The 26,205-nt window shown below is 47.4% G+C and carries 21 protein-coding genes and 1 rRNA gene; 3 read left to right on the forward strand and 19 right to left on the reverse strand.

All coding sequences use genetic code 11. The features are described 5' to 3' along the window. A 5S ribosomal RNA gene (gene rrf / locus MHO32_RS18750) occupies positions 1–95 on the forward strand; the annotation flags it as partial. Between the two features lie 339 nt (positions 96–434). On the opposite strand, the gene MHO32_RS18755 is transcribed toward rrf, so the two are convergent. The 10 genes from MHO32_RS18755 to MHO32_RS18800 all read right to left on the reverse strand — a co-directional run bounded on the left by MHO32_RS18755 (position 435) and on the right by MHO32_RS18800 (position 11,406). Further along, positions 435–1,424: a sensor domain-containing diguanylate cyclase gene (locus MHO32_RS18755; RefSeq protein WP_239213372.1), complete on the reverse strand. Its 990-nt coding sequence runs from the start codon at positions 1,422–1,424 to the stop codon at positions 435–437. Between the two features lie 227 nt (positions 1,425–1,651). Then, positions 1,652–1,948, reverse strand: a complete 297-nt coding sequence (fis, locus tag MHO32_RS18760; protein WP_000462885.1) for a DNA-binding transcriptional regulator Fis — start codon at positions 1,946–1,948, stop codon at positions 1,652–1,654. 23 nt (positions 1,949–1,971) lie between these two features. Next, positions 1,972–2,940: a tRNA dihydrouridine synthase DusB gene (gene dusB, locus MHO32_RS18765; protein ID WP_005448258.1), complete on the reverse strand. Its 969-nt coding sequence runs from the start codon at positions 2,938–2,940 to the stop codon at positions 1,972–1,974. Between the two features lie 139 nt (positions 2,941–3,079). Further along, positions 3,080–3,967, reverse strand: coding sequence for a 50S ribosomal protein L11 methyltransferase (prmA, locus tag MHO32_RS18770; RefSeq protein ID WP_009698909.1), 888 nt, complete (start codon positions 3,965–3,967; stop codon positions 3,080–3,082). Between the two features lie 130 nt (positions 3,968–4,097). After that, the gene (gene accC / locus MHO32_RS18775) at positions 4,098–5,441 is read right to left on the reverse strand and encodes an acetyl-CoA carboxylase biotin carboxylase subunit (protein WP_005440401.1); all 1,344 of its coding nucleotides are present in this window, start codon (positions 5,439–5,441) and stop codon (positions 4,098–4,100) included. A gap of 14 nt (positions 5,442–5,455) precedes the next feature. Further along, entirely contained in the window at positions 5,456–5,923 is a 468-nt protein-coding gene (gene accB / locus MHO32_RS18780; protein WP_239213383.1) for an acetyl-CoA carboxylase biotin carboxyl carrier protein, read from the reverse strand. Positions 5,924–5,983: 60 nt separating this feature from the next. Continuing rightward, the gene (aroQ, locus tag MHO32_RS18785) at positions 5,984–6,433 is read right to left on the reverse strand and encodes a type II 3-dehydroquinate dehydratase (protein WP_005448261.1); all 450 of its coding nucleotides are present in this window, start codon (positions 6,431–6,433) and stop codon (positions 5,984–5,986) included. 307 nt (positions 6,434–6,740) lie between these two features. Then, on the reverse strand, positions 6,741–8,693 hold the full coding sequence (gene acs, locus MHO32_RS18790) for an acetate--CoA ligase (RefSeq protein ID WP_005428764.1): 1,953 nt from the start codon (positions 8,691–8,693) through the stop codon (positions 6,741–6,743). Positions 8,694–8,911: 218 nt separating this feature from the next. Then, positions 8,912–9,544 (reverse strand): 3'-5' exonuclease, encoded by a 633-nt coding sequence (locus tag MHO32_RS18795; protein WP_005440406.1) that lies wholly within the window; start codon positions 9,542–9,544, stop codon positions 8,912–8,914. 35 nt (positions 9,545–9,579) lie between these two features. Next, the gene (locus MHO32_RS18800) at positions 9,580–11,406 is read right to left on the reverse strand and encodes a DUF294 nucleotidyltransferase-like domain-containing protein (RefSeq protein WP_239213385.1); all 1,827 of its coding nucleotides are present in this window, start codon (positions 11,404–11,406) and stop codon (positions 9,580–9,582) included. A gap of 240 nt (positions 11,407–11,646) precedes the next feature. Here MHO32_RS18800 and MHO32_RS18805 point away from each other — a divergent pair, with 240 nt between their 5' ends. Continuing rightward, positions 11,647–12,837: a 3-phenylpropionate MFS transporter gene (locus MHO32_RS18805; protein WP_239213386.1), complete on the forward strand. Its 1,191-nt coding sequence runs from the start codon at positions 11,647–11,649 to the stop codon at positions 12,835–12,837. Between the two features lie 143 nt (positions 12,838–12,980). Beyond that, positions 12,981–16,412: a hybrid sensor histidine kinase/response regulator gene (locus MHO32_RS18810; protein ID WP_009698905.1), complete on the forward strand. Its 3,432-nt coding sequence runs from the start codon at positions 12,981–12,983 to the stop codon at positions 16,410–16,412. Positions 16,413–16,468: 56 nt separating this feature from the next. Here MHO32_RS18810 and MHO32_RS18815 read toward each other — a convergent pair whose 3' ends face one another. The 9 genes from MHO32_RS18815 to MHO32_RS18855 all read right to left on the reverse strand — a co-directional run bounded on the left by MHO32_RS18815 (position 16,469) and on the right by MHO32_RS18855 (position 26,147). After that, entirely contained in the window at positions 16,469–17,854 is a 1,386-nt protein-coding gene (locus tag MHO32_RS18815) for a class II fumarate hydratase (RefSeq protein WP_239213388.1), read from the reverse strand. A 16-nt stretch (positions 17,855–17,870) separates the two neighbouring features. Beyond that, positions 17,871–18,251 carry a hypothetical protein gene (locus tag MHO32_RS18820; RefSeq protein WP_017190957.1) on the reverse strand — a complete coding sequence of 127 codons (381 nt, stop codon included), beginning with the start codon at positions 18,249–18,251 and terminating at the stop codon, positions 17,871–17,873. A gap of 215 nt (positions 18,252–18,466) precedes the next feature. Beyond that, complete coding sequence (locus MHO32_RS18825) at positions 18,467–18,952, reverse strand: hypothetical protein (protein ID WP_239213390.1); 486 nt, start codon at positions 18,950–18,952, stop codon at positions 18,467–18,469. Positions 18,953–19,051: 99 nt separating this feature from the next. Further along, a complete protein-coding gene (locus tag MHO32_RS18830) occupies positions 19,052–20,779 on the reverse strand; it encodes a sodium:solute symporter family protein (RefSeq protein ID WP_005448271.1) in 1,728 nt (575 codons plus the stop codon). 12 nt (positions 20,780–20,791) lie between these two features. After that, entirely contained in the window at positions 20,792–21,055 is a 264-nt protein-coding gene (locus MHO32_RS18835; RefSeq protein WP_005448273.1) for a DUF4212 domain-containing protein, read from the reverse strand. Positions 21,056–21,255: 200 nt separating this feature from the next. Next, positions 21,256–21,882 (reverse strand): MarC family protein, encoded by a 627-nt coding sequence (locus MHO32_RS18840; RefSeq protein WP_005448274.1) that lies wholly within the window; start codon positions 21,880–21,882, stop codon positions 21,256–21,258. Positions 21,883–22,011: 129 nt separating this feature from the next. Further along, a complete protein-coding gene (locus MHO32_RS18845) occupies positions 22,012–22,647 on the reverse strand; it encodes a response regulator (protein WP_005448275.1) in 636 nt (211 codons plus the stop codon). A 195-nt stretch (positions 22,648–22,842) separates the two neighbouring features. After that, complete coding sequence (locus MHO32_RS18850; protein ID WP_239213392.1) at positions 22,843–24,678, reverse strand: protein-disulfide reductase DsbD; 1,836 nt, start codon at positions 24,676–24,678, stop codon at positions 22,843–22,845. Positions 24,679–24,839: 161 nt separating this feature from the next. Beyond that, a complete protein-coding gene (locus tag MHO32_RS18855; protein WP_005448277.1) occupies positions 24,840–26,147 on the reverse strand; it encodes an anaerobic C4-dicarboxylate transporter in 1,308 nt (435 codons plus the stop codon). Between the last annotated feature and the right edge of the window lie 58 nt (positions 26,148–26,205).

The raw sequence follows: 26,205 nt of genomic DNA on the forward strand, positions 1-26,205 counted from the left end.
ACCCACCTGACTTCCATTCCGAACTCAGAAGTGAAACGAATTAGCGCCGATGGTAGTGTGGGGCTTCCCCATGTGAGAGTAGGACATCGCCAGGCTTTAAATTTGAAGAAGCCCACTCGAGAGAGTGGGCTTTTTTGTATTTGGAGCAAAGTAAATCTGATCACCAGAGCCCTTCTTACAAAGTCGCATCACTTTCTAATCCCTGTATATCTTTCCTGTGACTAACTTGATCATGAGATAGTGCTAACGCATTACCTAACCTCTCACAATGCCACTACTTCTCATTGCCTTTACAACAGCCTCAAACTCGCTATTAAAACACATCGAGCTTGTGCCTAGTCCTATAACTCGATTAGGCAAAAGAGCTGCGTGTGAGTGTTTTGGAGGGTGTGTGGATAAGGTGATGTAAGATAAGGGGGATGAAGAGCGAAGGGCTAAGAAACCTTTTGGATATTTAGGTTTAAGGAGTGCTGTATTTTGACATCAGGAATACAGTCGTGATGAAGTGTTACTTGGTTGCGTCCAGAGTGCTTTGAGTAATACATGGCTTTATCAGCGTTAATCATGAGCTCTTTAGCACTAGATACTTGTCCGTCATATTCTGCGACACCAATACTTACGGTTGTGCTGATTTCGATACCATCAACTTGGCATGGGGCGTTTTGAATCGCACCTCTGATCCTTTCTGCTACATCATAGGCTTGAATCGCGCTGGTGTTGACTAAAATCACTGCAAACTCTTCTCCTCCTAACCGACCAATAAAGTCAGTGCCACGGATTGCTCGTTGGCATATCTTTGCTACATGGTTGATCACCTGATCTCCGGAGAAGTGACCGACTTGGTCATTTATCTCTTTAAAGTGGTCAATATCGATCATGACGCAGGAGAGTGTTTGAGATAGGCGAGAATGCGAGTTCAGAGCTTTATCTAGGCTGGTTAAGAATGCTCGTCGATTCATTAAACCAGTTAGCTCATCAGTCTCTGAGAGCTCTTTCAGGCGCTTTTCAAGTAGGTGTGTTTTCGTTACGTCACGAACAGACCAAATTACCCAACTTTCGTCGTCTTGTAAGCTTTCAACAGGTTTGATGATCGCTTCAAACCAGGTTTCCTCTGGGTTGTCTAACGCTTCTAGCTCTTCTATTGGCATTAGTAGGTGGTCTTGTAGTGCGATGCTGTATTTGACGACTTTTGGCTCATTAGAGCGAATTACATCATCAATATAACTTATTAATTCAGAAGCTTTACTTGATGACAAAACATCGTTTAACGAGAGGTTAGTGTAACTTTCGGCATTGAATTTCTTTGAGTGGTAAGTGCCACCAAAGCTTTCAATATAGCGACCGTTTTCATTGAGGATAAAGACATGATCAGGGAGAGTATTCAGAATGGCGTGAAGCCAATCTTCCCTTTCTTTGTAAATCATGAGGTTAGTTCCTTTATCCAATGTAAGTCTTTGATTATATCTGTTTATATTGAGTTCACAATCAATACTGATCACAGTTCAATGTATCAGGCTTGACTAATGTTTGTACAAAGGGTTGGTAAGAGAAGGTAAGGGAGGATGAAATACAGGATTGCGAGGAACAAAAAATAAAAAAGGCTTAATCATTGCTGACCAAGCCTTTTTTACAAAAATACTGTATGAACCTATTAGTTCATGCCGTACTTTTTAAGTTTTTTGCGAAGAGTACCGCGGTTGATACCCATCATAGTTGCTGCGCGAGTTTGGTTACCGCGAGTGTACTGCATGATGGTATCTAATAGTGGCTGTTCAACTTCAGCTAGAACTAATTCGTATAGTTCTGTTACTTCCTGGCCGTTTAGTTGAGCTAGGTAGTTTTTAAGAGACGCTTTAACAGAGTCACGTAAAGGCTTTTGAGTAATCTGGTCTTGTGACGTTACTGTAGTTACTGTTAATGCTTCTGAAGTCAGATTTTGTTCGAACATATTCGGTCTAGCTCTTCTCTTAATTATGATGCAACGTTATCAAAATAACCTTCTAACGCCTCAAGTTGCAGCTCAGCTGCGTCGATAGCGTTGAAGGTACGGCGAAACTCACTTGCTTGTTCATGTTCCTTTAGATACCACCCAACGTGCTTGCGCGCGATACGTGGACCTAAGAACTCTCCATAGAAATCATGCAGAGCGTTAACATGACCAAGCATAATGGCTTTCACTTCCTCACTTGGAAGCTCATCCATTGTGGTGCCGTTTTCCAAATAGTGATGGATTTCCTGGAAAATCCAAGGACGACCTTGGGCAGGGCGTCCAATCATTAAAGCGTCTGCACCGGTGTACTCCAGTACAAACTTCGCTTTCTCCGGGCTATCGATATCACCGTTTGCGATAACCGGAATGGATATAGCGTGTTTAACCGCTTTAATGCTGTCATATTCGGCCTCACCTTTGTACATACACGCTTTTGTTCTGCCATGCAGTGCAAGAGCCTGTATGCCGCAGTCTTCGGCTAATTTAGCGATGTGAACACAGTTTTTATTTTCTGTGTTCCAGCCAGTACGGGTCTTTAACGTTACAGGAACGTCTACCGCGTCCACTACCGCAGTCAAAATCTCTTTGATGATGTCTGGGTATTGAAGCAGTGCAGAACCCGCCAGCTTCTTATTCACTTTCTTTGCTGGGCAGCCCATGTTGATGTCGATGATTTGCGCACCGTTTTCAACACTGAATTGAGCCGCATCGGCCATAAGCTGTGGATCGGAACCGGCAATCTGTACAGAGCGAATGCCCGATTCGCCTTCATGTACCATGCGCTGTTTCGACTTTGACGTTCCCCATAGTTTCGGGTTAGCAGACATCATTTCACTGACGGCCATTCCCGCACCATAGCGAAGACACAACTCGCGAAACGGTCTATCCGTTACACCAGCCATAGGGGCTACGATTAGATTGTTCTTAAGTTGATAGTTTCCGATTTTCAAAACGTCATCACAGTTCTGTACCAGCAAGGGCGCGCATTTTACGCATTTTTTTACTGCGTGAAAAGACTAATATTTGAGCATTTACAAATTGTTTTTGTAATTTGTATGAAATTCAAACAATTAGCCCTGAAAACCTTGTCTAGCCTTGCTTACGACCAGAGATACGACACCATTCACTTTGCTCCACAATTGGGTCAATGTGAAGCTCGTCACGGTAATGGTTTGCTACATCCTCTGCTTGAGTGTCTAAAACACCCGACATCGCAAGGTCACCATTTGGTTTCACCAAACCTTTAATTATTGGTGCTAGTTCACGTAGAGGACCAGCAAGAATGTTCGCAACCACAACGTCTGCAATTAGACCTTCAGGTTGGTTTTGAGGTAGGAACACTTCAAGTTGATCGGCAACGCCATTACGTTCAGCGTTGTCGCGAGATGCTTGTAGTGCTTGAGGATCAATGTCGATCCCGATAACTTTTTCTGCACCTAGTTTGATCGCTGCGATCGCTAGGATGCCTGAGCCACACCCGAAGTCGATAACCGTCTTACCTGATAGATCGAGACCTTCTAGCCACTCAAGACACAATGCCGTAGTTGGGTGTGTACCTGTACCGAATGCAAGACCCGGATCTAGCATTACGTTTACTGCGTCTGGCTCTGGAATTTCACGCCAGCTTGGGCAAATCCATAGGCGTTCGCCGAACTTCATTGGGTGGAAGTTTTCCATCCACTCGCGTTCCCAGTCTTTGTCTTCTAGCTGTTCTACTTTGTAAGCAAAATCGTCAGTAAGCATGCCGCTTGCTTTGATTTGAGTGATGATGAAGTTTGTATCAGCTTCTGCATCGTACAGTGCCAGAATGTCAGTATCGCCCCATAAGCGAGTTTCGCCAGGCAGAGGTTCGAATACAGGCGTATCCTGCGCGTCTAGGAATGTTACAGACAGCGCACCAGTCTCTTCCATTAGCATGTCGCCGATTTGCTCAGCGTTTTCATTGGTCGCGTTGAGTTTGATTTGAATCCAAGGCATTTGTTTTTGCTCTTAAAGTGAATGAAGTGGCGCAGAGTTTACCAGAACTCTACGATTTGTTTGAGTATAGACTTTATACAAAACAAAAATGCCCACAGATGTGGGCATTTATCATGAGGTTAGCGAAGGCTTATTGTAGACCTAGCTTCTTCTCTAGGTAGTGAATGTTTGCACCACCGTGCTGGAAGTTCTCATCATTCATGATTGATTCTTGTAGAGTAACGTTAGTCTTGATGCCTTCAATGATCATCTCGCCTAGTGCGTTCTTCATACGTGCAATCGCTACATCACGGTTCTCACCGTAAGTGATCAGTTTACCAATCATTGAATCGTAATGAGGTGGTACTGTGTAGCCTGTGTAAATGTGAGATTCCCAACGAACACCCATACCGCCTGGTGCGTGGAAGCGTTCAATCTTACCTGGTGAAGGTAGGAAGCGCTCAGGGTCTTCTGCGTTGATACGACACTCAATCGCATGGCCGCGGATCTTGATGTCATCCTGAGTGAATGACAGTGGTTGACCTGCTGCTACGCGTAGCTGTTCTTTAATTAGGTCAACACCGGTAACCATTTCTGTTACTGGGTGCTCAACCTGAATACGAGTGTTCATTTCGATGAAGTAGAACTCACCGTTCTCGTATAGGAATTCGAACGTACCTGCGCCGCGGTAACCGATTTCTAGACATGCACGTGTACAACGTTCACCGATGTATTTACGCATCTCTTCAGTGATACCTGGTGCTGGAGCTTCTTCAACAACCTTCTGGTGACGACGCTGCATAGAACAGTCACGTTCACCTAGGTGGATAGCACCGCCTTGACCATCAGCAATCACTTGTACTTCAACGTGACGAGGGTTTTCTAGGAATTTCTCCATGTAAACCATGTCGTTGTTGAACGCCGCTTTTGCTTCTGCACGCGTCATAGCGATAGCTTGAACAAGTTCTGCTTCAGAACGTACAACACGCATACCACGACCACCGCCGCCACCAGAGGCTTTGATGATTACTGGGTAGCCGATACGCTTAGCGTGAGCTTTGTTTTTGTCTTCGTCGTTATCTAGTGGACCGTCAGAGCCTGGTACACAAGGAACGCCTGCTTTTTTCATTGCGTTGATTGCGGACACTTTGTCACCCATCATACGGATGGTGTCTGCTTTAGGACCAACGAAGATGAAACCGCTACGCTCTACTTGTTCAGCAAAGTCTGCGTTCTCAGATAGGAAGCCGTAACCCGGGTGAATCGCAATTGCACCCGTCACTTCTGCTGCAGAAATGATACGAGGGATGTTTAGGTAGCTGTCGATACCACGAGCAGGACCGATACATACTGTTTCGTCTGCGAGTAGTACGTGCTTAAGATCGCGGTCAGCTGTTGAGTGAACTGCCACAGTCTTAATGCCTAATTCTTTACAAGCGCGAAGGATACGAAGTGCAATTTCACCTCGGTTCGCGATGACTACTTTATCTAGCATAAGGCAAGCCCCGCTTATTCGATTACAACTAGTGGTTGGTCGAATTCAACTGGTTGGCCGTCTTCAACTAGGATTGCAGTTACAACACCTGATTTGTCCGCTTCGATTTGGTTCATCATTTTCATTGCTTCAACGATACATAGTGTGTCGCCAGCATTTACGCTCTGACCAACTTCAACGAATGATTTCGCGTCTGGACTTGGTGAGCGGTAGAAAGTACCAACCATTGGAGAAAGAACTTGGTGACCTGCAGGAACTGCTGCTGGCGCTTCTGCTGCCATTGCTGGTGCGTCTGCTACTGGAGCTGCTACCACTGGTGCAGGTGCTGCTACTGGAGCTGCTGCGTAATGAACTGGTGCTGGAGCAGCTGCAGGGCCACTACGACTGATGCGTACTGACTCTTCACCTTCAGAGATTTCTAGCTCAGCAATGCCAGATTCTTCAACTAACTCGATTAGCTTCTTGATTTTACGAATATCCATCTTTTCTTTCTCTTTTATCTTGTGATTAAGACAACCCCAAAGGGCTGCAGAGTGTTTGGTTTACTTTGCCTGCAATTTCGCGATTGCTGCAGACAGAGCGAATTCATAACCTTGTGCACCTAAGCCACAAATCACTCCTTCTGCTTTATCAGACAGATAAGAGTGATGACGGAACGGCTCACGAGCGTGAACGTTCGATAGGTGCACTTCGATAAATGGGATGGCTACGCCAAGTAATGCATCACGCAGCGCGACACTGGTATGAGTGAAAGCCGCTGGGTTGATGATAATGAAGTCCACTTTGTCATATGCAGCGTGGATAGCTTCAATCAGTTCGTACTCACGATTCGATTGCAGGTGTTCAAGTTCCACCCCAGAGTTGTGAGCTTGTTCAGTCAATGCGTCAACAATCTGTGCTAGGGTGTTGTTACCGTAATGTGTCGGTTCACGCAGACCTAATAGATTAAGATTTGGTCCGTTTAGAACTAGAATCCGTGACTTTGCAGACATTATGTTGCTATCTTCCTTTATCGTGAGTGGAACGTTTATATTCCCAAATATACGATAATTCAGCACGATTTTTTTGTTAAAACCGAGCAAATTTTAAAAAATCGACCAAGATTATAGCTAATTCACAGCAATTAGCAGCAATTTACTGGTCTAATCTCCCAATAACCCCCGCCGTTTCTGTAACCAAGTTAACAAAAACAACATAATTGCCATGTGCTTTCTGTGGTTTATTTTGCGTCCACGCACAAAAAAGCCACCATATGCAATGGTGGCTTTTAGGGCTAGCGTTTAAAACAGGGGCCGGGTGTTATGCCAGTTCTGCTTTCTCTGCAATTAGCTTGTCTACAACACTTGGATCTGCCAGTGTCGAAGTATCACCTAGGTTGCTGGTATCACCCGTTGCAATCTTACGTAGGATGCGGCGCATGATTTTACCGGAGCGAGTTTTTGGTAGAGAGTCTGTCCAGTGCAGCACGTCTGGTGTCGCGATTGGACCAATCTCTTTACGTACCCAGTCTTTCACCTCTTTGTGCAGCTCGGCTGATGGGAATTCACCATCATTAAGCGTGACGTATGCGTAAATTGCCTGACCTTTGATGTCATGAGGGATACCGACAATCGCTGCTTCCGCAATTTTATCGTGTGCAACCAGTGCTGACTCAATCTCTGCGGTACCCATACGGTGACCTGAAACGTTCAGTACGTCATCTACACGACCTGTGATCCAGTAATAGCCGTCTTCGTCACGACGTGCGCCATCACTGGTGAAGTACATGCCTTTGAAGGTAGAGAAGTAGGTTTGCTCAAAGCGCTCATGGTCGCCGTAAACAGTACGCATCTGACCTGGCCATGAATCAAGGATCACTAAGTTACCTTCTGCTGCGGTCTCTTCAATGATGTTACCCATGTTGTCCACTAGCGCTGGTTGTACGCCGAAGAATGGGCGAGTTGCTGAGCCTGGCTTAAGATCGGTTGCACCTGGTAGTGGCGCTATCAAGATACCGCCTGTCTCTGTTTGCCACCAAGTATCAACGATAGGTGAGTTTTCATTACCAATGGTCTTGTAGTACCACTCCCATGCTTCAGGGTTGATAGGTTCACCTACTGAGCCCATTACACGCAGGCTTGAACGAGATGTTCCTGCTACCGCTTCGTTACCTTTTGCCATTAGTGCACGAATCGCTGTTGGTGCAGTGTAGAGAATGTTTACTTGATGCTTATCAACCACTTCACTCATGCGAGCCGTGCTTGGGTAGTTTGGTACACCTTCGAAAAGAATGGTCTTCGCACCGTTCGCCAGTGGACCGTAAATTAAGTAAGTGTGACCTGTAATCCAACCCACATCCGCAGTACACCAGAACGTTTCACCTTCTTGGTAATCGAACACGTATTTGAAGGTCATGGTTGCGTACACTAGGTAACCACCTGTAGTGTGCAGCACGCCTTTTGGCTTACCTGTTGAGCCTGAAGTGTAAAGAATGAATAGAGGGTCTTCCGCTTTCATCTCTTCTGGTGGGCACACATCAGAAACGACAGCCGTTGCTTCGTGCCACCAAACGTCACGGTGCTCGTGCCAATCAATGTCGCCGCCCGTGCGTTTTAGAACGACAACTTTGTCGATGGTTTTTACTTCTGGGTTCGTCAGTGCTTCATCAACGTTTTTCTTCAGTGGTACTGCGCGACCACCACGAACGCCTTCGTCAGCGGTGATAACGATTTTCGCATCTGAGTCGATGATACGACCGGATAAGGCTTCTGGTGAGAAACCACCAAATACTACGGTATGAACCGCACCAATACGCGTACATGCCAGCATTGCGATAGCCGCTTCTGGCACCATTGGCATGTAAAGACAAACCACGTCGCCTTTGTGCACGCCTTGCTCTTTTAGTGCGTTAGAGAACTTACACACTTCTTTGTGCAGTTCATTGAATGTGAGGGTTTTATCGTCAGCAGGATCATCGCCTTCCCAGATGATTGCGACTTCATCGCCACGCTCGGCAAGGTGGCGGTCAATACAGTTTGCAGATACGTTCAGCGTACCGTCTTCGAACCAACGAATGTCGACGTGACCAGTATCGAAAGAGGTGTTTTTAACTTGAGTGAATGGCTTAATCCAATCGACAACTTTACCGTGTTCGCTCCAGAAGCCTTCAGGGTCGCTTACCGACTGCTGATACATGGCTAGGTAAGTGTCATTATCCGCATGCGTATGGTTTTTAATATTTTCTTTTACCGGATAAACGTGGGCTTCGCTCATGGCTTCTCTCCTTGTGCCTTTAATTCTCGACCTTCGTCTTTTGTAGGGCTGTTTCCGTTCTTTAGTCTGTGATTCATCAAGAACGTTGCTGTGCATATAACTGTCAGTCACAGCGCGTATTTCCACAATTAGACTTTAGGATGAGAGTGAGGAATGCGCCGCGATATTGCTGAATTTAAAGCGAATGTGGGAGGTGGATCGAAAGCTGAGTCTTAAGCCTATTGGGTATAAGGCACGCTCAGGTTTGGTAAATCGCCTTTGGTTAGGCGCACATATACCAAAGCAGCGGATTTTGCGTCTTGCAGGGCGTCGTGTTTGTCTTGAATCGGCAGTTCGAGGTGCTTACAAATCGCATCAAGACTTAAGTCGAAGTAGGCGTTAGGTAAATGACGTTCGAGTTTGTCGTGATAAATCTGGCTCACTTCGATGAGCGGGTTAGGTAGTGGAAAGCCTAAATGCCTCAGACAAGCGAGGTCGAGGATCTTTTTGTCATAGCGAATGTGGTAGCCGACTAAAGGACGATTGCCGATAAAGTCGAGTAACTTGATGAGCGCTTCTTTTTCGCTGATACCATCCACCAAATCTTGGTGGCGGATATGGTGAATTTTTACCGAGCCTGAATCGAGTGATTGTGGAGCGCGCAGTCGAACTTCGAACGGTTTGCTGGTGATGATGCGGTTGTCGATGATTTTGGTCGCAGCGATGGTGACCAGCTCGGCACGGTTGGGATCCAAGCTGGTGGTTTCGCAATCGAGAGAGACAAACTCGCCTTTTTGTGGCGAACAAAACAGTGGCTGATAAGGTGAGCCTTTCAGCTTGTAATGCCAGTATTTCCTTTGTAGCCAATTCATCCCTGTTACCTCTCGTCTTATTTGCCTAGAAGACTCTAATCACGGATTTGATAATGGAAGCCTAAGAACTGCTTAAACTTCTTCACCACGTGTAAGCTGTGGCGCAGTAGATCTCGTTCTGTCCTGTCTAACTGTTTAATGTCGATGTTGTTGAGTGCTTCCTGCTTACTCAATTGCTGGTTCAAACGGATCTTGAAGAACAGCTTCAGTGCCTCATTGAGGTTATCTGCGGTTTCTGGTTCTAAGATGCGCTTGTTTCTCAATGCTTCGATACGTTCGAAGGTGTTCTTCTCTTCAATCGCGTATTCCAATGCCAAGGTGCGAATACCATGCACGATTGGGAAAATGCCACCACGCTTAATATCCAGCCCGTCTTTAGCACTTTTTACGTTACCAAACAGAGTAAGAGGCACGGAAAATTGCAGTGCAGGGCGAGTGAAATCGGACAGAATCAACATGCGATCTTCCATGCTGTCTCTGAGGTGCTCTGCGATAGGCGCGAGCAACTCTCGATTGCCTGCGACCGCATGGGCATCACTGAAGATGGCTAAATCCATGATTTGTTCAGGCTGCGCTTTAGCGATCCAACCATCGAGCGTTTTAATCCATTCTTGCTGCGTTCGAACCCACTTCGGATTGTTAACCATGACTTTGCCAGGGCAGAGTGGGTAGCCCAGTTGCTGCAAGGTGTGGGTGAGGGTTTGCATCACTTCGGAGCAATGTTCCCATTCCAACCCATCTTGGATGATCAGCGCATTATCTTGATCCGTTTTAAGGATTTGCTCTCCACGACCTTCCGAGCCAAGCACAATCAGACAACAGTGATCGTGCAGTGCTGGTGGCACCACAAGCTCAAACGCTTTTTCGATGATTTGTTCATTTACAGCAGATATCAGCTCCATGATGAAGCGAGTGCGGATGCCATTGGTTAGCAAGCTGTCTACCAACTGACGCTGTCGATTGGAAGCAAGGGCTAACTCTTCCACACTACTGGCTCTAGCTATGCTGAGTGTCAGTACGTGTGAGTGAGTGGAAAACGCACTGAGGATTTGCGTCATGTCCAACATACCGACCGCTTGATTGCCTTCGCACACCATTAGACGCTTCATGCGATTACGCGTCATGATGATCATGGCGTTAAACAAGAAGTCATCATCATCCACGTGATAAACAGGGAAGGTCGAAATCTCACTCACTGGTGTATCGAGTGGGTGGTCGTCAAGCATCACGGCATGGAGCATATTGGTTCGCGTCACTATCGCGTAAGGATGCGCTGATGGATATTGCTCTAGGCGTGGGTCATCTTGGTTAAGCTGAACCAAAGCGGCATCAATGCCATTGTCTTTGAGTGTTTTAGTGACCTGATTAATTGGCATATCGGGCGCCAATAGCATTGGTGGATGATAAATACTGCTATCGACTTTAGTCAGAATGAATTCGGCAAGGTTTTGCTGTTGCTGAGCCGCTTCAATGAGGGCTTGGCGTTTGGATAAGTTGTTATCGAAGTAGGCAGCGAACTGTCCGTTCTCGTTATACAGCTCAAGAAACACTTCTTTGGGCAGCAAGTACGAGAGGGTATCTTCCAGTGCCACATACTGATGGCGCACGCTTTCTTCAAACAAAGAGCGCACATCAAACATGTCGTCGTTGGCGTAGTGAGCAAACACTTCGTCTTGCTCTTTTGAGCGCTCTTCCACGGCACCTTTAATCAGCACGTGCAGGTGAGGGTTGTCTTGCCCACAAGCTAAGATGACATCTCGCGTTCGGTAGTACGCCACATCAAGAGACGAGCGCAGTCGATTTTGCTGGGCGTCAGTCAGGCGATCGAACGGTGGAGATTGCATATTAAATTTGTCAGGCATGAGAGCACCTAAATTTGGTGGGAACACATTCTAAGTCTGACAAATTTCCCTGCCGAAGCCAGACGACTTTGGTCTAAATCGTCACAATCTAATTTTGCATTTCGAGATCCTGTGCCATTGAGGAAACGGTAAGTTGCCGATTCTTCCCTTTTTCTATTACGCATTGCGATCCATAATTCCGCGTCCCAAACGTTTACGTGTCGGAAGTCGTTAGTTTTTTCGTTTTTTAGGATGTCAGTGATGTTGAAACCCTCTCCGTATGGCTGGATTTCCCAGTACTTTCTCGGATTCTTTTTTGCGTATGGCGTGTATCTGCCATTTTGGTCGTTGTGGTTTAAAGAGCAGGGTGTTTCTCCGACAGATATTGGTCTGTTGGTTGGTTTGGGCTTAGCGACGCGCTGTGTGGCGAACATGGTACTTACCCCACGTTTGCATAAAGTCGAACACCTTATGCCTGCATTGCGCTGGTTGAGTTTTGCTGCTCTTATATTTGTTGGTTTCCACTTTTTCACTGGCGGCAACTTCTGGTTAATGGCGCTTGCCACCGTCTTGTTCAACTTGTGTTGTGGTCCTGTCGTGCCTCTGTCTGATGCGATGGCGAACTACTACGCTCGTTTGAAAATGCTTGATTACGGTCGTACCCGTTTGTGGGGCTCGGTTGCGTTTATTGCAGGCTCGACTGTGGTGGGGTACTTGGTGGCAGAGTTTGGTTCTGACATGATTTTGTACACGGCGATGGTCGGTGTGTTTGTCTCGCTCTTATTTGCAATGCGTAACACCAACCCAATGCCAGTGACACGCGAAGGTCAACATTCTGAGCGTCCAAAACTCTCAGCGTTACTGACGGATAAACCGGTCGTGAAGTTCCTTGTGCTGATTGCGTTAATCCAAGGCAGCCATGCGGCGTACTACGGTTTTAGTGCGATTCACTGGAAAGCGGCTGGTCACTCAGAAGATGTGATTGGTTACTTGTGGAGCTTGGGCGTGGCAGCTGAAGTTGCTGTGTTTGCTCTGAGTAAGCGTCTATTCGCTGGCTGGTCTTTGCGCACTCTGTTTGTGGTTGCTGCTGGTGGTGTGATGCTACGTTGGGGCATGACTGCGTCTACGACCTCTATTTTGGCGTTGGTGGTAGTGCAAATGCTTCACGGCGTGACGTTTGCAATGGCGCACATTGCTGCCATTCAATACATCCAGAACTCAGCAGAGAACAAGATGGTGGCATTGCAGGCACTATATAACGCAATTCCACTGGGTGCGTTTATCGCGTTGATGACAGTGATCAGTGGTTGGGGCTACGAGCACTGGGGTGCGAATATCTTCTGGTTGATGGCGGCGATGGGCTTCATTGCACTGTTTATCAAAGTTGATCCTCAAAATGATGAAAGTAATGTGGTTGATCTCTCAGCCAATGCGCCTGAAGCACAGAATTAAGCTTCTGTGACAGAGATTAAAAACTAACCTTTGTCTCTGTTGTGAAAGCAGTGTTAAATGAAACCTCTCCCTTATGGAGAGGTTTTTTTATTCCTTGCTTTAAAAACAGCAAGAAAGGCAAGAAAAGTAAGAAAGGATATCGGATGCAAGGATGGCTAGTGATTCCCGTTTCTTTGGCGTATTTGGGAATCCTGTTTTTAATCGCTTGGTACGGTGACAAACAAAAGAGATGGTTAGCGCGTTGGCGACCATGGATCTACAGTTTGTCGATTGCGGTGTACTGTACGTCGTGGACCTTCTACGGCACGGTCGGACAGGCGAGCAACAATCCTTGGTCCTTCCTACCCATCTATATCGCGCCGATCATCGTGTTTACCATCGGCTGGCGCGTCCTCGCTCGGCTGATCTTGATTGCCAAGCGCGAGCACATCACCTCCATTGCCGATTTTATTGCCGCCCGCTATGGCAAATCGCAAGGCTTGGCAGTAGTTGTCACCTTAATCGCGGTGGCAGGCATTCTTCCGTATATCGCTTTGCAATTGCGCGGCATCACCATGGGATTGGAGATCATCGCGCCAGATTTAGCATCTGATCTCAGTTATCAAAACTACAGCGTGTCTTGGTTTGTGGTCGGGGCGATGGCGATCTTCACCATGCTGTTTGGTACGCGTCATATCGATAACACCGAACATCACCGCGGCATGATGATGGCGATTGCGTTTGAATCAGTACTCAAGTTGGTGGCGTTTTTAGTGGTGGGCGTGTTTATTGTTTGGCTCGCGATGGATACCGAGAGCTTCCACCTCGCTGATATCGCCGCTGAAACCTATGAATCACCCAACATTCCGACCTTGCTGATTCATACCATTCTGACCATGCTGGCGATTGTCTGTTTGCCACGTCAGTTCCATACCATGGTGGTTGAGAATGAACGCGCGCAAGACTTGCACGTTGCGCGTTGGTTATTCCCGTTGTATCTGATTCTGATGGGCATTTTCGTTCTGCCAATTGCATGGGTAGGGCAAAGCTTGTTGAGTGGCAGCCCTGCCGATACGTACGTGATCAGTGTGCCGATGGCGGTGGGCGCGAATGACATCGCCTTGCTGGCATTTTTAGGTGGTACCTCTGCGGCAAGCGGCATGGTCATCGTCTCGACCATTGCCTTAGCGATCATGGTATCTAACGATTTGGTGATGCCGCTGATTTTGCGCCGGATGAAGTTATCAAAACGTAATCATCACCATTTCTCTACGCTGTTATTACGTATACGTCGCGGGCTTATTCTGCTTCTTTTGATTGGAGCATGGGGCTTTTATCAGGCTTTAGATAGTATCCACTCACTCTCTGCGATAGGTTTTCTCTCGTTTGCAGCAATTACCCAGTTCGCTCCGTCTCTACTTGGCGGTATGTACTGGCGTCAGGGCAACAAGAAAGGCGTGTATGTCGGTCTGCTGGTGGGTTTCACCATTTGGTTGATCACTTTGATGAGCCAAACCGACATGCTGGCGGGTGACGCAAGCAACAACTTACTGATTTGGTTGATCACTCCGCCTGATTTATTGGCAGGTTTTGGTATTGCTGTTTCTGACTGGGGCATGATCCTCAGCGTGGTGGCGAATACCGCGTGTTTTGTCGCGGTATCACTAGCTACGCGCCCAAGCATAAGTGAACGCTTACAATCGGCGTCATTCGTTGGTACGCCGTTGCCTGAGAGTGAAAACATCAGCTTGTATCAGAGCCGTGTAACGGTCAGTGAACTGGAGATGTTAGCCTCTCGATTTGTTGGACGCACGCGAGTGAAATCTGCTTTTCAAACCTATTGGAGTCAGCAACGCGAAGAGCTGCTTCCCAATCAACAAGCTCCCTCTACCTTGATTAGACACACCGAGCGCGTACTCGCAGGTGTGTTTGGTGCCTCTTCAGCTAAGTTAGTACTTACTTCTGCTTTGCAAGGCAGAAACATGCAGCTTGAGGAAGTAGCGACCATCGTTGATGAAGCGTCAGAGCTGTACGATTTCAGCCGTGGCTTGCTGCAAGGTGCGATTGAACACATTGGGCAAGGTATCGCAGTGGTCGACAAGCAACTAAGGCTGGTGGCGTGGAATCAACGTTATCTGGAGTTGTTTGTCTTCCCGCCGGGATTGATTCAGGTCGGGCGTCCGATTGCGGATGTGATTCGTCATAATGCAGAGCAAGGTTTATGTGGTCCGGGTGACCCTGAAGACCACGTTCGTCGCCGCGTTTATCACCTTGAGCAAGGCACGCGACATACCTCTTCCCGTGTGCGTCCAGATGGTCGCGTAATTGAAGTGCAAGGTAACCCAATGCCCGGTGGCGGTTTCGTTATGAGTTTTACCGATATCACCGTGTTCCGCGATGCGGAGCAAGCTCTGAAAGATGCTAATGAGACACTAGAAGAACGCGTTCGTGCTCGTACTCGTGAATTGGAACAACTGAACAAACAGCTGGTGGCAGCGACCCAACGTTCTGAGCATGAGTCGCAGTCTAAGTCGCGCTTCTTAGCCGCTGTAAGTCATGACTTGATGCAACCGCTGAATGCCGCGCGCCTGTTTGCTTCTTCCTTGTCGGAAGTTGCTAAAGACAGTGAAACCCAAAAGCTGTCGACCCATATTGAGAGTGCATTAGGCGCAGCAGAAGATTTGATTGGTGACTTGCTGGATATTTCACGTTTGGAGTCGGGCAAGTTGGACGTCAATGTGCATGGCTTTGCGGTCAATGATGTGTTGGCAAACTTGAATGCGGAATTCAGTGCGTTGGCGAAACAACAAGGCATTGAGTTCACAATGATCCCATCGTCTTTAATGGTGAAGTCCGACCCGAAACTGCTACGCCGCGTGGTACAGAACTTCCTTACCAATGCGTTCCGATATAGCCCGAATGGCAAAGTTGCGCTCGGTGTGCGTCGTGTACAAGGGCGAGTGCGTATTGATGTATGGGACAATGGCATGGGTATCGAAGAAGAGAAGCAACAAGAGATCTTCGAAGAGTTTAATCGTGGTACTCAAGTTCGTTCTGACCAAGGTTTAGGGTTAGGTTTGGCTATTTCGAAAGGTATTGCTCAAGTGCTGGGGCATGAAATTTCCATGCGTTCGTGGTTTGGTCAAGGCAGCGTGTTCTCGATTACCTTAGATAAGGCAGAGAAGGTGCACATTCCAGCAGTTAAAGCTGTGAAGAGTGCACAATCCGATTTAAGTCATATTCGTGTGTTGTGTGTCGATAATGAGCCAGACATTCTGGTCGGAATGGAAAATTTACTCTCACGCTGGGGGTGTGATATTCGCATTGCGACCGACATCGTTGAGAGTCTGAAAGCGATCGAAGACGATTGGCTGCCGGATGTGATTTTCTCCGATTATCGTTTAGACAATGGTCGAACAGGATTAGAAGTGTTGCAGCAATGCCGCTTGCGTCTGGGTAACCGCTTTGAAGGGGTGATCATCAGTGCCGACCGAACCGATGACATGATGGAAGGCATTAAAGCCAATGGGTTCAGTTTTATTGCCAAACCGGTGAAACCTTTGAAGCTGCGTTCGGTTCTCAATCGAGTCGCCTAGAAAAAAAGACCTCCGATTGGAGGTCTTTCGCTTTAAGGGGATGATCGGTCAGTGGCTTATTCTGCAACGCCGCCTTGAGTTAGTTTGGCTGGATCGAGCAATCTTTCTAATGTTGCACGATCTAAGTCCGTTTCTTCTTCCGCAACATCAATGATCGCGCGACCTTGTTTGTAGGCTTTCTTCGCCACTTCGGCTGCTTTTAGGTAGCCAATCACAGGGTTAAGTGCGGTGACCAGAATCGGGTTCTTCGCCAGTGCAACATCAAGGTTGTCTTGGCGTACTTCAAACGTCGCGATGGCTTTGTCTGCCAAAGCAACGGCGCTGTTCGACAGCAGTTCAATGCTTTCTAGTACATTGTGAGCTATCACTGGCAGCATCACATTAAGTTGGAAGTTACCCGATTGACCTGCAACGGTAATGGTTGCGTCGTTACCAATCACTTGGGCAGACGCCATGGCTGCAGCTTCTGGAATCACAGGGTTCACTTTGCCCGGCATGATAGAAGAGCCCGGCTGTAAGCCTTGCAGTTCGATTTCACCTAAGCCAGCTAGTGGACCTGAGTTCATCCAGCGAAGATCGTTTGCGATCTTCATGATCGCAACTGCTGTTGTTTTGAGCTGTCCCGATAGGGCGACGATCGCATCCTGACTGCTGAGATTGAAGAAGAAGTTTTTGCTTGAAGCAAACTCGATGCGCGTTGATTGCGTTAGGTTATCGGCAAAAAGATCGGCGAAGCGTGGATCGGCGTTGATCCCTGTACCCACCCCTGTTCCGCCTTGAGCTAACGCTTTCACTGCTGGCAGTGTTTGTTCGATGGCTTGTTTAGCGTGTTCGATTTGGAACTGCCAACCACCAAGCTCTTGGGCGAAGGTAATTGGCATCGCATCCATGAGGTGCGTACGACCTGTTTTCACCACATCTTTCAGAGCTTGCTGCTTAGTCTCTAGTGTTTCACTTAGGTGGGACAGTGCTGGTAGTAGCTGTTTTTCAATTGCAATTGCAGAGCTGACTTGAATCGCAGTAGGCACTACGTCGTTACTGCTTTGACCCATATTGACGTGATCGTTTGGATTGACTGTTCCGCCTAGATGCTCAGATGCCAATGTTGCAATCACTTCGTTGGCATTCATGTTTGAGCTCGTGCCCGAGCCAGTTTGGAATACATCGATAGGGAATTGATCGATGTGTTTACCATCAATGATGGCTTGCGCGGCATCAGCGATGGCATTGGCAATATCACCTTCTAGCAAGCCAAGTTGAGCATTGGTAAGCGCTGCGGTTTGTTTGATGTGAGCGAGTGCTTGAATAAACCCTGTCGGCATGGTGTGTTTGCTGAAAGCAAAGTTATCGACAGCGCGTTGAGTTTGGGCTTGATACAAAGCGTTGGCTGGGACTTTGACTTCGCCCATGCTGTCCGCTTCGATACGGAATTCCGTGGTCATGGTAGGTTCCTTTTGTTTAATCGAGTGGCGTCTGTATCAGACGTAATTGTTGTTGTAATGAGAGAAATTTCACATCGCCATCCTCAAATTGGTAGTAGTAACGTTTGAGACAAAGTAGCGGAGTGTGAATAGAATCGAGGCAGACTCGGCGGAAGATGCGGCTGCGCGCAGGGTCCTGAATGGCATCAAGTAGATGGAAGTAGACTTGGCGCAAATACAGCTCGCACAGCAACAGGTTTTCGTGCTCCGCATCGTGATCGTAGATGGACGACAGCACCATACCCCAATGGATGTAATCATGGATCACATCGGGTTCGAAGCCGCTTGGCGCATACACATGAAGGAATCGGTCTTGCGCTTTAAAAAAGGCGTTGTAGATGGCTTGGCTGCTGTCCATAGTTACCTCGATACTTAAGATAATGATAATTATTATCAATTAATTGTCGATTAGCAACCACAGCTTTTTTGAGGAAATAACACAACAAAAAAAGCCGATACTCGGACTCAGTATCGGCTGAAGTGGGAGAGCTCAATCCCTACAATTAAGCTCGGTATTCTTTCGCGAGATAAGGTTGGCTCAAATGCGTCTTCAAGCCTTATGGAGCAAGTAAGTTATTTGTCCGTAAACAGGGTTTCGTATTTCACAAACGCTGTTTGCGTTTCACCGTAGTAGAGCGTGCCTTCAGATTGAATCGCAACACGTAGCCAACTCTCGGCTGATGCAGGCTTAGGCAAAGTGATGGTCCAGCTTTGTCCGGCTTGATCCGCTGGCTTCATGTCAATTGGTCGTGCGTTTTGCTCTTGGCTATCCACGACTGAAAGCTTCACTCCTTCCAGTGGGTAAGCCGCATGTAAAGACAACTCTAGGCTATCTTGAGTCAGCTTTTCTGAGCGAAACTTCACTTTAAAGTCGCCGTTCTCCATATCACACAAGCCACTGGTATAACGGCAATTCGACTTGCTGGCCAGTTTGTAGCTTTCCCCTTCTTTAGCGGCATGAGGTTTCTCACTTAGAGCCATGTCTGTACCGAAATAAGCGATCAAAGACAGAATCGGGGCGATCAACAGAGCGATAATAAAGTGCTTGTTTTTGAACATGTTGGCTTCCTTGCTACGGTTCAGGGAATCTCTAATTATTAGAATAAGTTAAGTGAATAAAAAAGCCCCAAGCGGGGCTTTTGTGGTTTGCGTTATATTTTAGTGGTCTACTGCACCGCCAGCGCCTGCTGGTACACGTACGTGCTCGACTAGGTCTTTTACTTCTTGTGGTGTTTCTGCCGTTACTTTCGATACAGCGAATGCCACGATGAAGTTGAACACAGCACCAATTGCACCAAATGCGTTTGGTTCGATGCCTAGGAACCAGTTCTGACCCCAGCTTTGTAGGTAAGTCCAGTCAGCAACAAATAGGATGCCTTTGTGCTGGAATACGTAGAATAGCGTGATACTGATACCCGCAATCATACCCGCGATTGCGCCTTCTTTGTTGATGCTCTTACTGAAGATACCCATCATCAACGCAGGGAAGATGGAGGATGCCGCCAGACCGAAGGCGAGCGCTACCGTACCGGCTGCAAACCCTGGCGGATTCAAGCCTAAGTAACCGGCGACTGCGATGGCGACTGCCATGGAGATTCGGCTCGCGAGCAGCTCTTTCTTCTCGGATATGTTCGGATTTATCACACCTTTGATTAAGTCATGAGATATTGCGGACGAAATCGCCAGTAGTAGACCTGCAGCTGTCGATAGTGCTGCCGCCAGACCACCTGCTGCGACAAGTGCGATAACCCAGTTAGGTAGCTTAGCAATCTCTGGGTTTGCTAGTACCATGATGTCACGGTCAACTTTCAGCTCATTGGTTGCTGGGTTTGATGTGTACTCAATCAGACCGTCGCCGTTCTTATCATCAAAGCCTAGTAGACCTGTTTTCTCCCAGTTCTTGAACCAGTCAGGACGCTCATCATAAGCAAGGTGCTGACCCGGAGCTGGGTTAACGGTATCCATTAGGTTTAGACGCGCCATAGCAGATACTGCAGGTGCTGTTGTGTAAAGGATAGCGATGAAAACTAGCGCCCAACCTGCTGATGTACGTGCATCACGAACCTTAGGAACGGTAAAGAAACGGATGATTACGTGTGGCAGACCCGCAGTACCGATCATCAATGACATGGTGTACACGAACATGTTTAGCGTGTCGCCACGAACTTGGGTGGTGTATTCACTGAAGCCGAGCTCGGTGACTACTTGGTCGAGCCTATCGAGTAGATAGACATCGGTGCCTTGGATGGTACTACCTAAGCCGATCTGTGGTAGTGGGTTACCTGTTAGTTGCAGAGAGATAAAGATTGCAGGAATAGTGTAAGCAAGAATGAGTACGCAATATTGAGCAATCTGCGTGTAGGTAATGCCTTTCATGCCACCCATAACGGCGTACATGAATACGATACACATACCGATCAGTAGACCTGTTGAGTAATCCACTTCTAGGAAACGACCGAACGCCACGCCCACGCCTTTCATCTGACCGATAACGTAAGTTACTGATGCGATGATAAGACACACAACCGCTACGATACGCGCTGCGTTAGAGTAGAAACGCTCACCTACGAATTCTGGCACAGTAAACTTACCGAACTTACGTAGGTATGGTGCAAGCAGAAGTGCCAGTAGTACGTAACCGCCTGTCCAACCCATCAGGAATACCGAGCCGCCGTAGCCCATGAAGGCAATCAAGCCTGCCATTGAGATGAATGATGCTGCTGACATCCAGTCTGCTGCGGTTGCCATGCCGTTAGCGATAGGGTTTACACCGCCGCCTGCTACATAGAATTCTTTGGTTGAGCCCGCACGAGCCCAAATCGCAATACCGATGTAGAGGACGAACGTCGCGCCAACCACCAGATAGGTAATAGTTTTCAAATCCATCTGAGTTACTCCTTACTCATCTACGCCGAATTCACGGTCGATTTGGCGCATTTTCCACGCGTAGTAGAAAATAATACCTAGGAAGGCATAGATGGAACCTTGTTGAGCAAACCAGAACCCGAGTTTGTATCCACCTAATTGAAATTGATTAAGTACGTCGACAAATAAAATGCCGCAGCCGAAAGACACTACGAACCAGATGACCATCAGGGTAATCATGAGCTTCACGTTCTTGTCCCAGTAGGCTTTGGCTCTTTCTTCGCTTTCAAATGCCATTGCCGTCTCCTTACGATTGGTATTGTTGTTAAAAAAATGTTTCAACATATACATTAGCAAGGCACTGGCAAGAACTCTTTTCAACTTTAGTCGGGATGCTAAAAAGCAAAAACGCCCATTTTTAGGGCGTTTGAGAAGAAGTGAGAATAAAAGTGTGATGTTAATTTGATGTTAAATTAGCCAAAGGTCTAAGAGTTTTATCAATTAACATAGAAATCTTTTATACCAAGCAGCAAATTATTCAGTGCAACAGCAGCAAGGATAAGCCCCATTACGCGGCTGATGATGGCTGCGCCTACGTTACCAATCACTTTTTGAATCGTGTTTGCTCCCAGTAACAAGAATAGGGTAACCAGAAGTACCGCAATCATGACGCCTGCGGTCATGGCTTGGTCGACGAAAGAGTAGCGGTTGTTATCGGTGAGCATCACGATAGCCATCATTGCACCCGGCGATGCAATCGAAGGGATCGCAAGAGGGTAAACGGCTAAGTCAGCGAGATCGGAGTGGCTGACTTCTTCGCCCAGTTTTTGTTCTTGTTCTGGCTTGCTCTCACCAAAAATCATCGACAATGCAAACAGCAATAACACTAAGCCACCAGCGGCTTGGAACGCGGGCAATGGGATTTGCATTGCTTCCAGCAACAACTGACCGGCAATAAGGAAGAACAGCAACACACCCATTGAAATGGCAATGGCTTTCAACGCTACGAGACGACGCTGTTTTGCCGTGAGGTGTTGAGTTTGTGATAGATAAACGGGTACTGAACCAATCGGGTCGATGACGGCCCAGAGTACGACGAATTGAGTGACGAGAATACTTAGCAAAGTATGACCTCCCAGAGTTAGCGGTTTAACAGAGGGATGAAAAAGGCTGCGTGGTGCAGCCTTATTATTTTAACGTTTGTTGTTCTTTTTGCGTCATATAAATGTGAATTAGATATATTTACTAACACATTACTGCTCGGGTTCCATTTGCTGCAGTAGGATGACGGCTTGAGTTCGGTTTTTCACGCCCAGTTTGCGGAAAATTGCGGTCATGTGGGCTTTGATGGTGGCCTCTGAGACATTGAGCTCGTAAGCGATTTGTTTGTTGAGTAAGCCATCGGAAAGCATGCCCAACACTTTGTATTGCTGGGGGGTAAGTGCGGCAATTTTTTCTGCCAAGTCATTACAAGCTGCGTTATTGGTGATCAAGCCTTCTGGGAAGTATGGGTCGCCGTTGAGGACTTGGTTGAGTGCATTGACCAGCTCACGCATGTCGCTCGATTTTGGAATAAAGCCGAACGCACCGTGGCTTTTCACTTGAGTGACCACGCTTGCTTCTTCGCTGGCAGATACCACCACCACTGGGATATCTGGGTATTCAGCACGAAGGTGAATCAACCCCGACATGCCATTTGCGCCTGGCATCTTGAGATCTAACAACACCAAATCTGGCTCTTCTTCTTTTTCCAGCAACGCGAGTAGAGCATCCAGCGTATCCGCTTCGAGAAGGTTAGCACCACTCACAGCCATGTGTACCGATTGGAACAAGGCATTGCGGAACAGCGGGTGATCATCAGCGATGATAATGGTGTAGGTCGAATCCATGACGTTAAACACTTTTGACTATTTCGTTAATGGAATTATTGTCCACCTTTAAGAATTTGGACAATATTTATCCGCTAAAAGTCTGAACTAAATCGACTTTTATTAGAAAAATTGCATATAAACGCAACTTTCTCAGTTTTATTGAGACAACAAAAAACGCCAGTGAATAATCACTGGCGTTTGAATGATTCATCATCAGAATCGGTTGATGTGCTCTAAGAAAGGCTCGGCTTGCATAAAGCCCGTCAAACGAGCGTTTGAAACATGTTCGCCATTGGCATCCCAGAACTCAATCGTTGGTAAACCCAGTACATTCATATGTTTAAGCAGCTCGATGTCCTGAATTTGGTTCTTGGTCACGTCCGCCTGCAGAAGAACGAAGTCTTGTAGTTTGGCTTCGACGCTTGGGTCATGGAAGGTGTACTTCTCGAACTCTTTACATGCTACGCACCAGTCGGCGTAGAAATCCAGCATCACTGGTTTACCTACTTGTTTCGCCTGAGCAAGTGCAGCCTCAAGCTCAGCCACGTTAGCAATACGAGTAAAACTCACTGTTGCTTGCTGAGTTTGTGTAGTGGTGTTGTTACCAAACCAATAGTTCAATGCTGGTTGAGCAGAAGCAAACAAACCAAGCACAGCAATGATGCCTACTGCGCTTTGCTTCCAACCGCCAAATTCTAGGCTGTTTTTGATGTGGTATAGCCAACCAAAAGCCGCGATACCCAGTGCTGACCACAATGCCGTAGCCCACATTTCTGGCAAGATGCGCTCAAGTAGGAAGATAGGAGCAGCCAGTAGAATGAAGCCGAACAGAGTCTTAACGCGATCCATCCAACCTCCTGCTTTTGGCAGAAGTTTGTTGCCGAATACTGCAACAAGAATGAGTGGAATACCCATACCCATTGCTAGTGCATAGAGCGCGATACCACCTGTCAGTAAGTCACCGCTTTGTGCAACGTAAAGTAGCGCACCAGACAGAGGAGCCGTGGTGCATGGGGAGCACACCAGACCAGAAATCGCACCCATGGCGAATACACCTGCGCTGCTACCACCTTGTTGTTTGTTGCTGAGGTTGTTTAACCAAGTTTGTACCCCACTTGGCAGTTGCAGGTTATAAACGCCAAACATAGACAGGGCGAGCGTCACGAACAGCACACTCAAACCAATCAACACATAAGGGTGTTGCATCGCTGCTTGGAATTGCATGCCCGCAGACGCCACCACAAGGCCCAGTAGGGTATAAGTCAGCGCCATGCCTTGCACGTAGACAAACGACAAACCTAGCGCGCGACTTTGGCTTAGTTTGCCGCTGCCAAGCACGATGCTGGTCAGAATTGGGTACATCGGCAGAACACATGGCGTAAATGCTAAGCCCACACCAAGCGCCAAGAACAGAAGTGGCGTCCACCAGTTATCAGCTAGGTTTGCGGCAAGGCTATCTTGCTGTGTTACTGGCGTCGATGGTGTGTCGCTAGAACTAGATGATTGCGCCGCTGGTGGCGTTGCTGTTGGTACTTGCTCTGCTTTTGGTGTTGTCGTCGCCGCTGTTGAATCTGAGCTCGACGAAGTAAACGCGCTGATAGGAATCACGCGAGTTTCTGGTGGGTAACAGAAGCCTGCTTTCGCACAACCTTGGTATTGCACTACCACGCGTGCACCGTCTTGCCAGTCGTGCATTGGGACGTTAACGAACAGAGGCTGAGTGTAGATATGTACGTCACCAAAGAATTCATCTTTATGCGGCGTTCCGTCTTCCATTTGCAGTTCGCCTAGCGATACTTTCTCACCCGCTACCGATAGGCGTTCTTGATACAGGTAATAACCATCGCGTACTTGCCAGTCCAGCATCAGTTTGCCGTCTTGCTGGTAGTAGTTGAATGGGAAAGCCTGATCGACAGGTACAAAGGTATCGTTGCTGCTGCCAAAAGCGTTGCTTTGACTGTTGTTTAACTGATCATTGCCAAACAAAGCAAAAGAAGGCGCAGAGAAGGTAATAAGCCCTAAGAGTAAGACGGAGAGTAATGCACGCATAAAAGGTTCAATTCATCTTAGATAATTGCCGTTAGTGTAACTCAATCAGACCTGCTGACTAGCCAATAAGTTTCATGGAAGTGAAGATTTGTTAAGCGCTCTCCAATGCGGCAGGCAATAAAAAAGGGAGCCGAAGCTCCCCGAGTAAGACTCTGTTTCTACTAGATCAGCAGACCACCGAATGCGAAGCCAAGTGCTACCGCAGAAGCGATGGTTACCACACCAGGTACAAAGAATGGGTGGTTGAATACGTATTTACCGATACGAGTTGAACCCGTGTCGTCCATCTCAACTGCCGCAAGCAGCGTTGGATAGGTAGGTAGTACGAATAATGCACTTACTGCTGCGAAAGACGCAACTGCGGTAAGTGGTGCCACACCGATTGCTAGTGCTGCTGGCATAAGCGCAACGGTAGTTGCACCTTGCGAGTAAAGCAGCATTGAAGCAAAGAATAGAACAAGTGCTAGCATCCATGGGTAGTCTGCTAGTAGCGCACCAGCCACTTCTTTGATGCCGTCAACGTGCGCGTTAACGAACGTAGAACCTAACCATGCTACACCAAGAACACACACACACGCTGTCATACCAGAGCGGAATGTCGCTGCTGCTGGGATTTTGCCAGCATCGATTTTGCAGCTCATTACGATAGCTGCCGCAGCTGCGAGCATTACTGTCATGATTGCTTCGTTACGACCTAGAGCAGGGTTCTCGATAAGGCCAACAGAGCCAGAGATTGCTGCTGCGTAACACACTACGAATGCGATAGCACCTAGGAAGATAAATGTCGCTTTCTTCGCTGTTGGCAGGATTTCGCGCTTAGATTCAGTGTTTAGCTTAATCAGACCTTTCTCTAGACGGTCTTGGTATTCAGGATCGTCTTTAAGTTCGCTACCCATGAAGTTCGCAACGAATGCACCGATCATACAAGCGATGAACGTTGTTGGGATACAGATCGCTAGTAGCGTCAAGTAGTCAACGCCGAATGGGTGAAGCATTGCTGCGAACGCTACAACTGCCGCTGAGATTGGCGATGCTGTGATAGCGATTTGCGATGCAACTACCGCGATAGACAGTGGACGAGAAGGGCGAACGCCTTGACCTTTTGCTACTTCTGCAATTACAGGTAGAGTAGAGAAAGCGGTATGACCTGTACCCGCCATCAGTGTCATTAGGAATGTCACGATAGGCGCGTAAAAAGTGATGCGTTCGGGATGTTTACGCAAAAAGTCTTCTGCAACTTGAACCATCCAGTCCAAACCACCCGCCACTTGCATTGCTGCGATAGCGGTAATTACAGACATGATGATCAGGATTACGTCGACAGGGATGTAAGCTTGGCTTGTCGGTACGCCTAGGATTAAAGACAATGCAATTACCCCAGCACCACCGGCAAAACCAATGCCGATACCACCGATTCTTGCCCCCAAATAGATGAAGAGCAGAACCACGAAGAGTTCGACCATTACCATATTGATACCTCTTTTAGTTTTTTAATGATTCTGATTTTTTGAGCACTCAGGAACAGGA

The organism is Vibrio sp. MMH1-50, assembly GCF_022347645.1.
In the GTDB taxonomy this organism is placed as follows: domain Bacteria; phylum Pseudomonadota; class Gammaproteobacteria; order Enterobacterales; family Vibrionaceae; genus Vibrio; species Vibrio harveyi.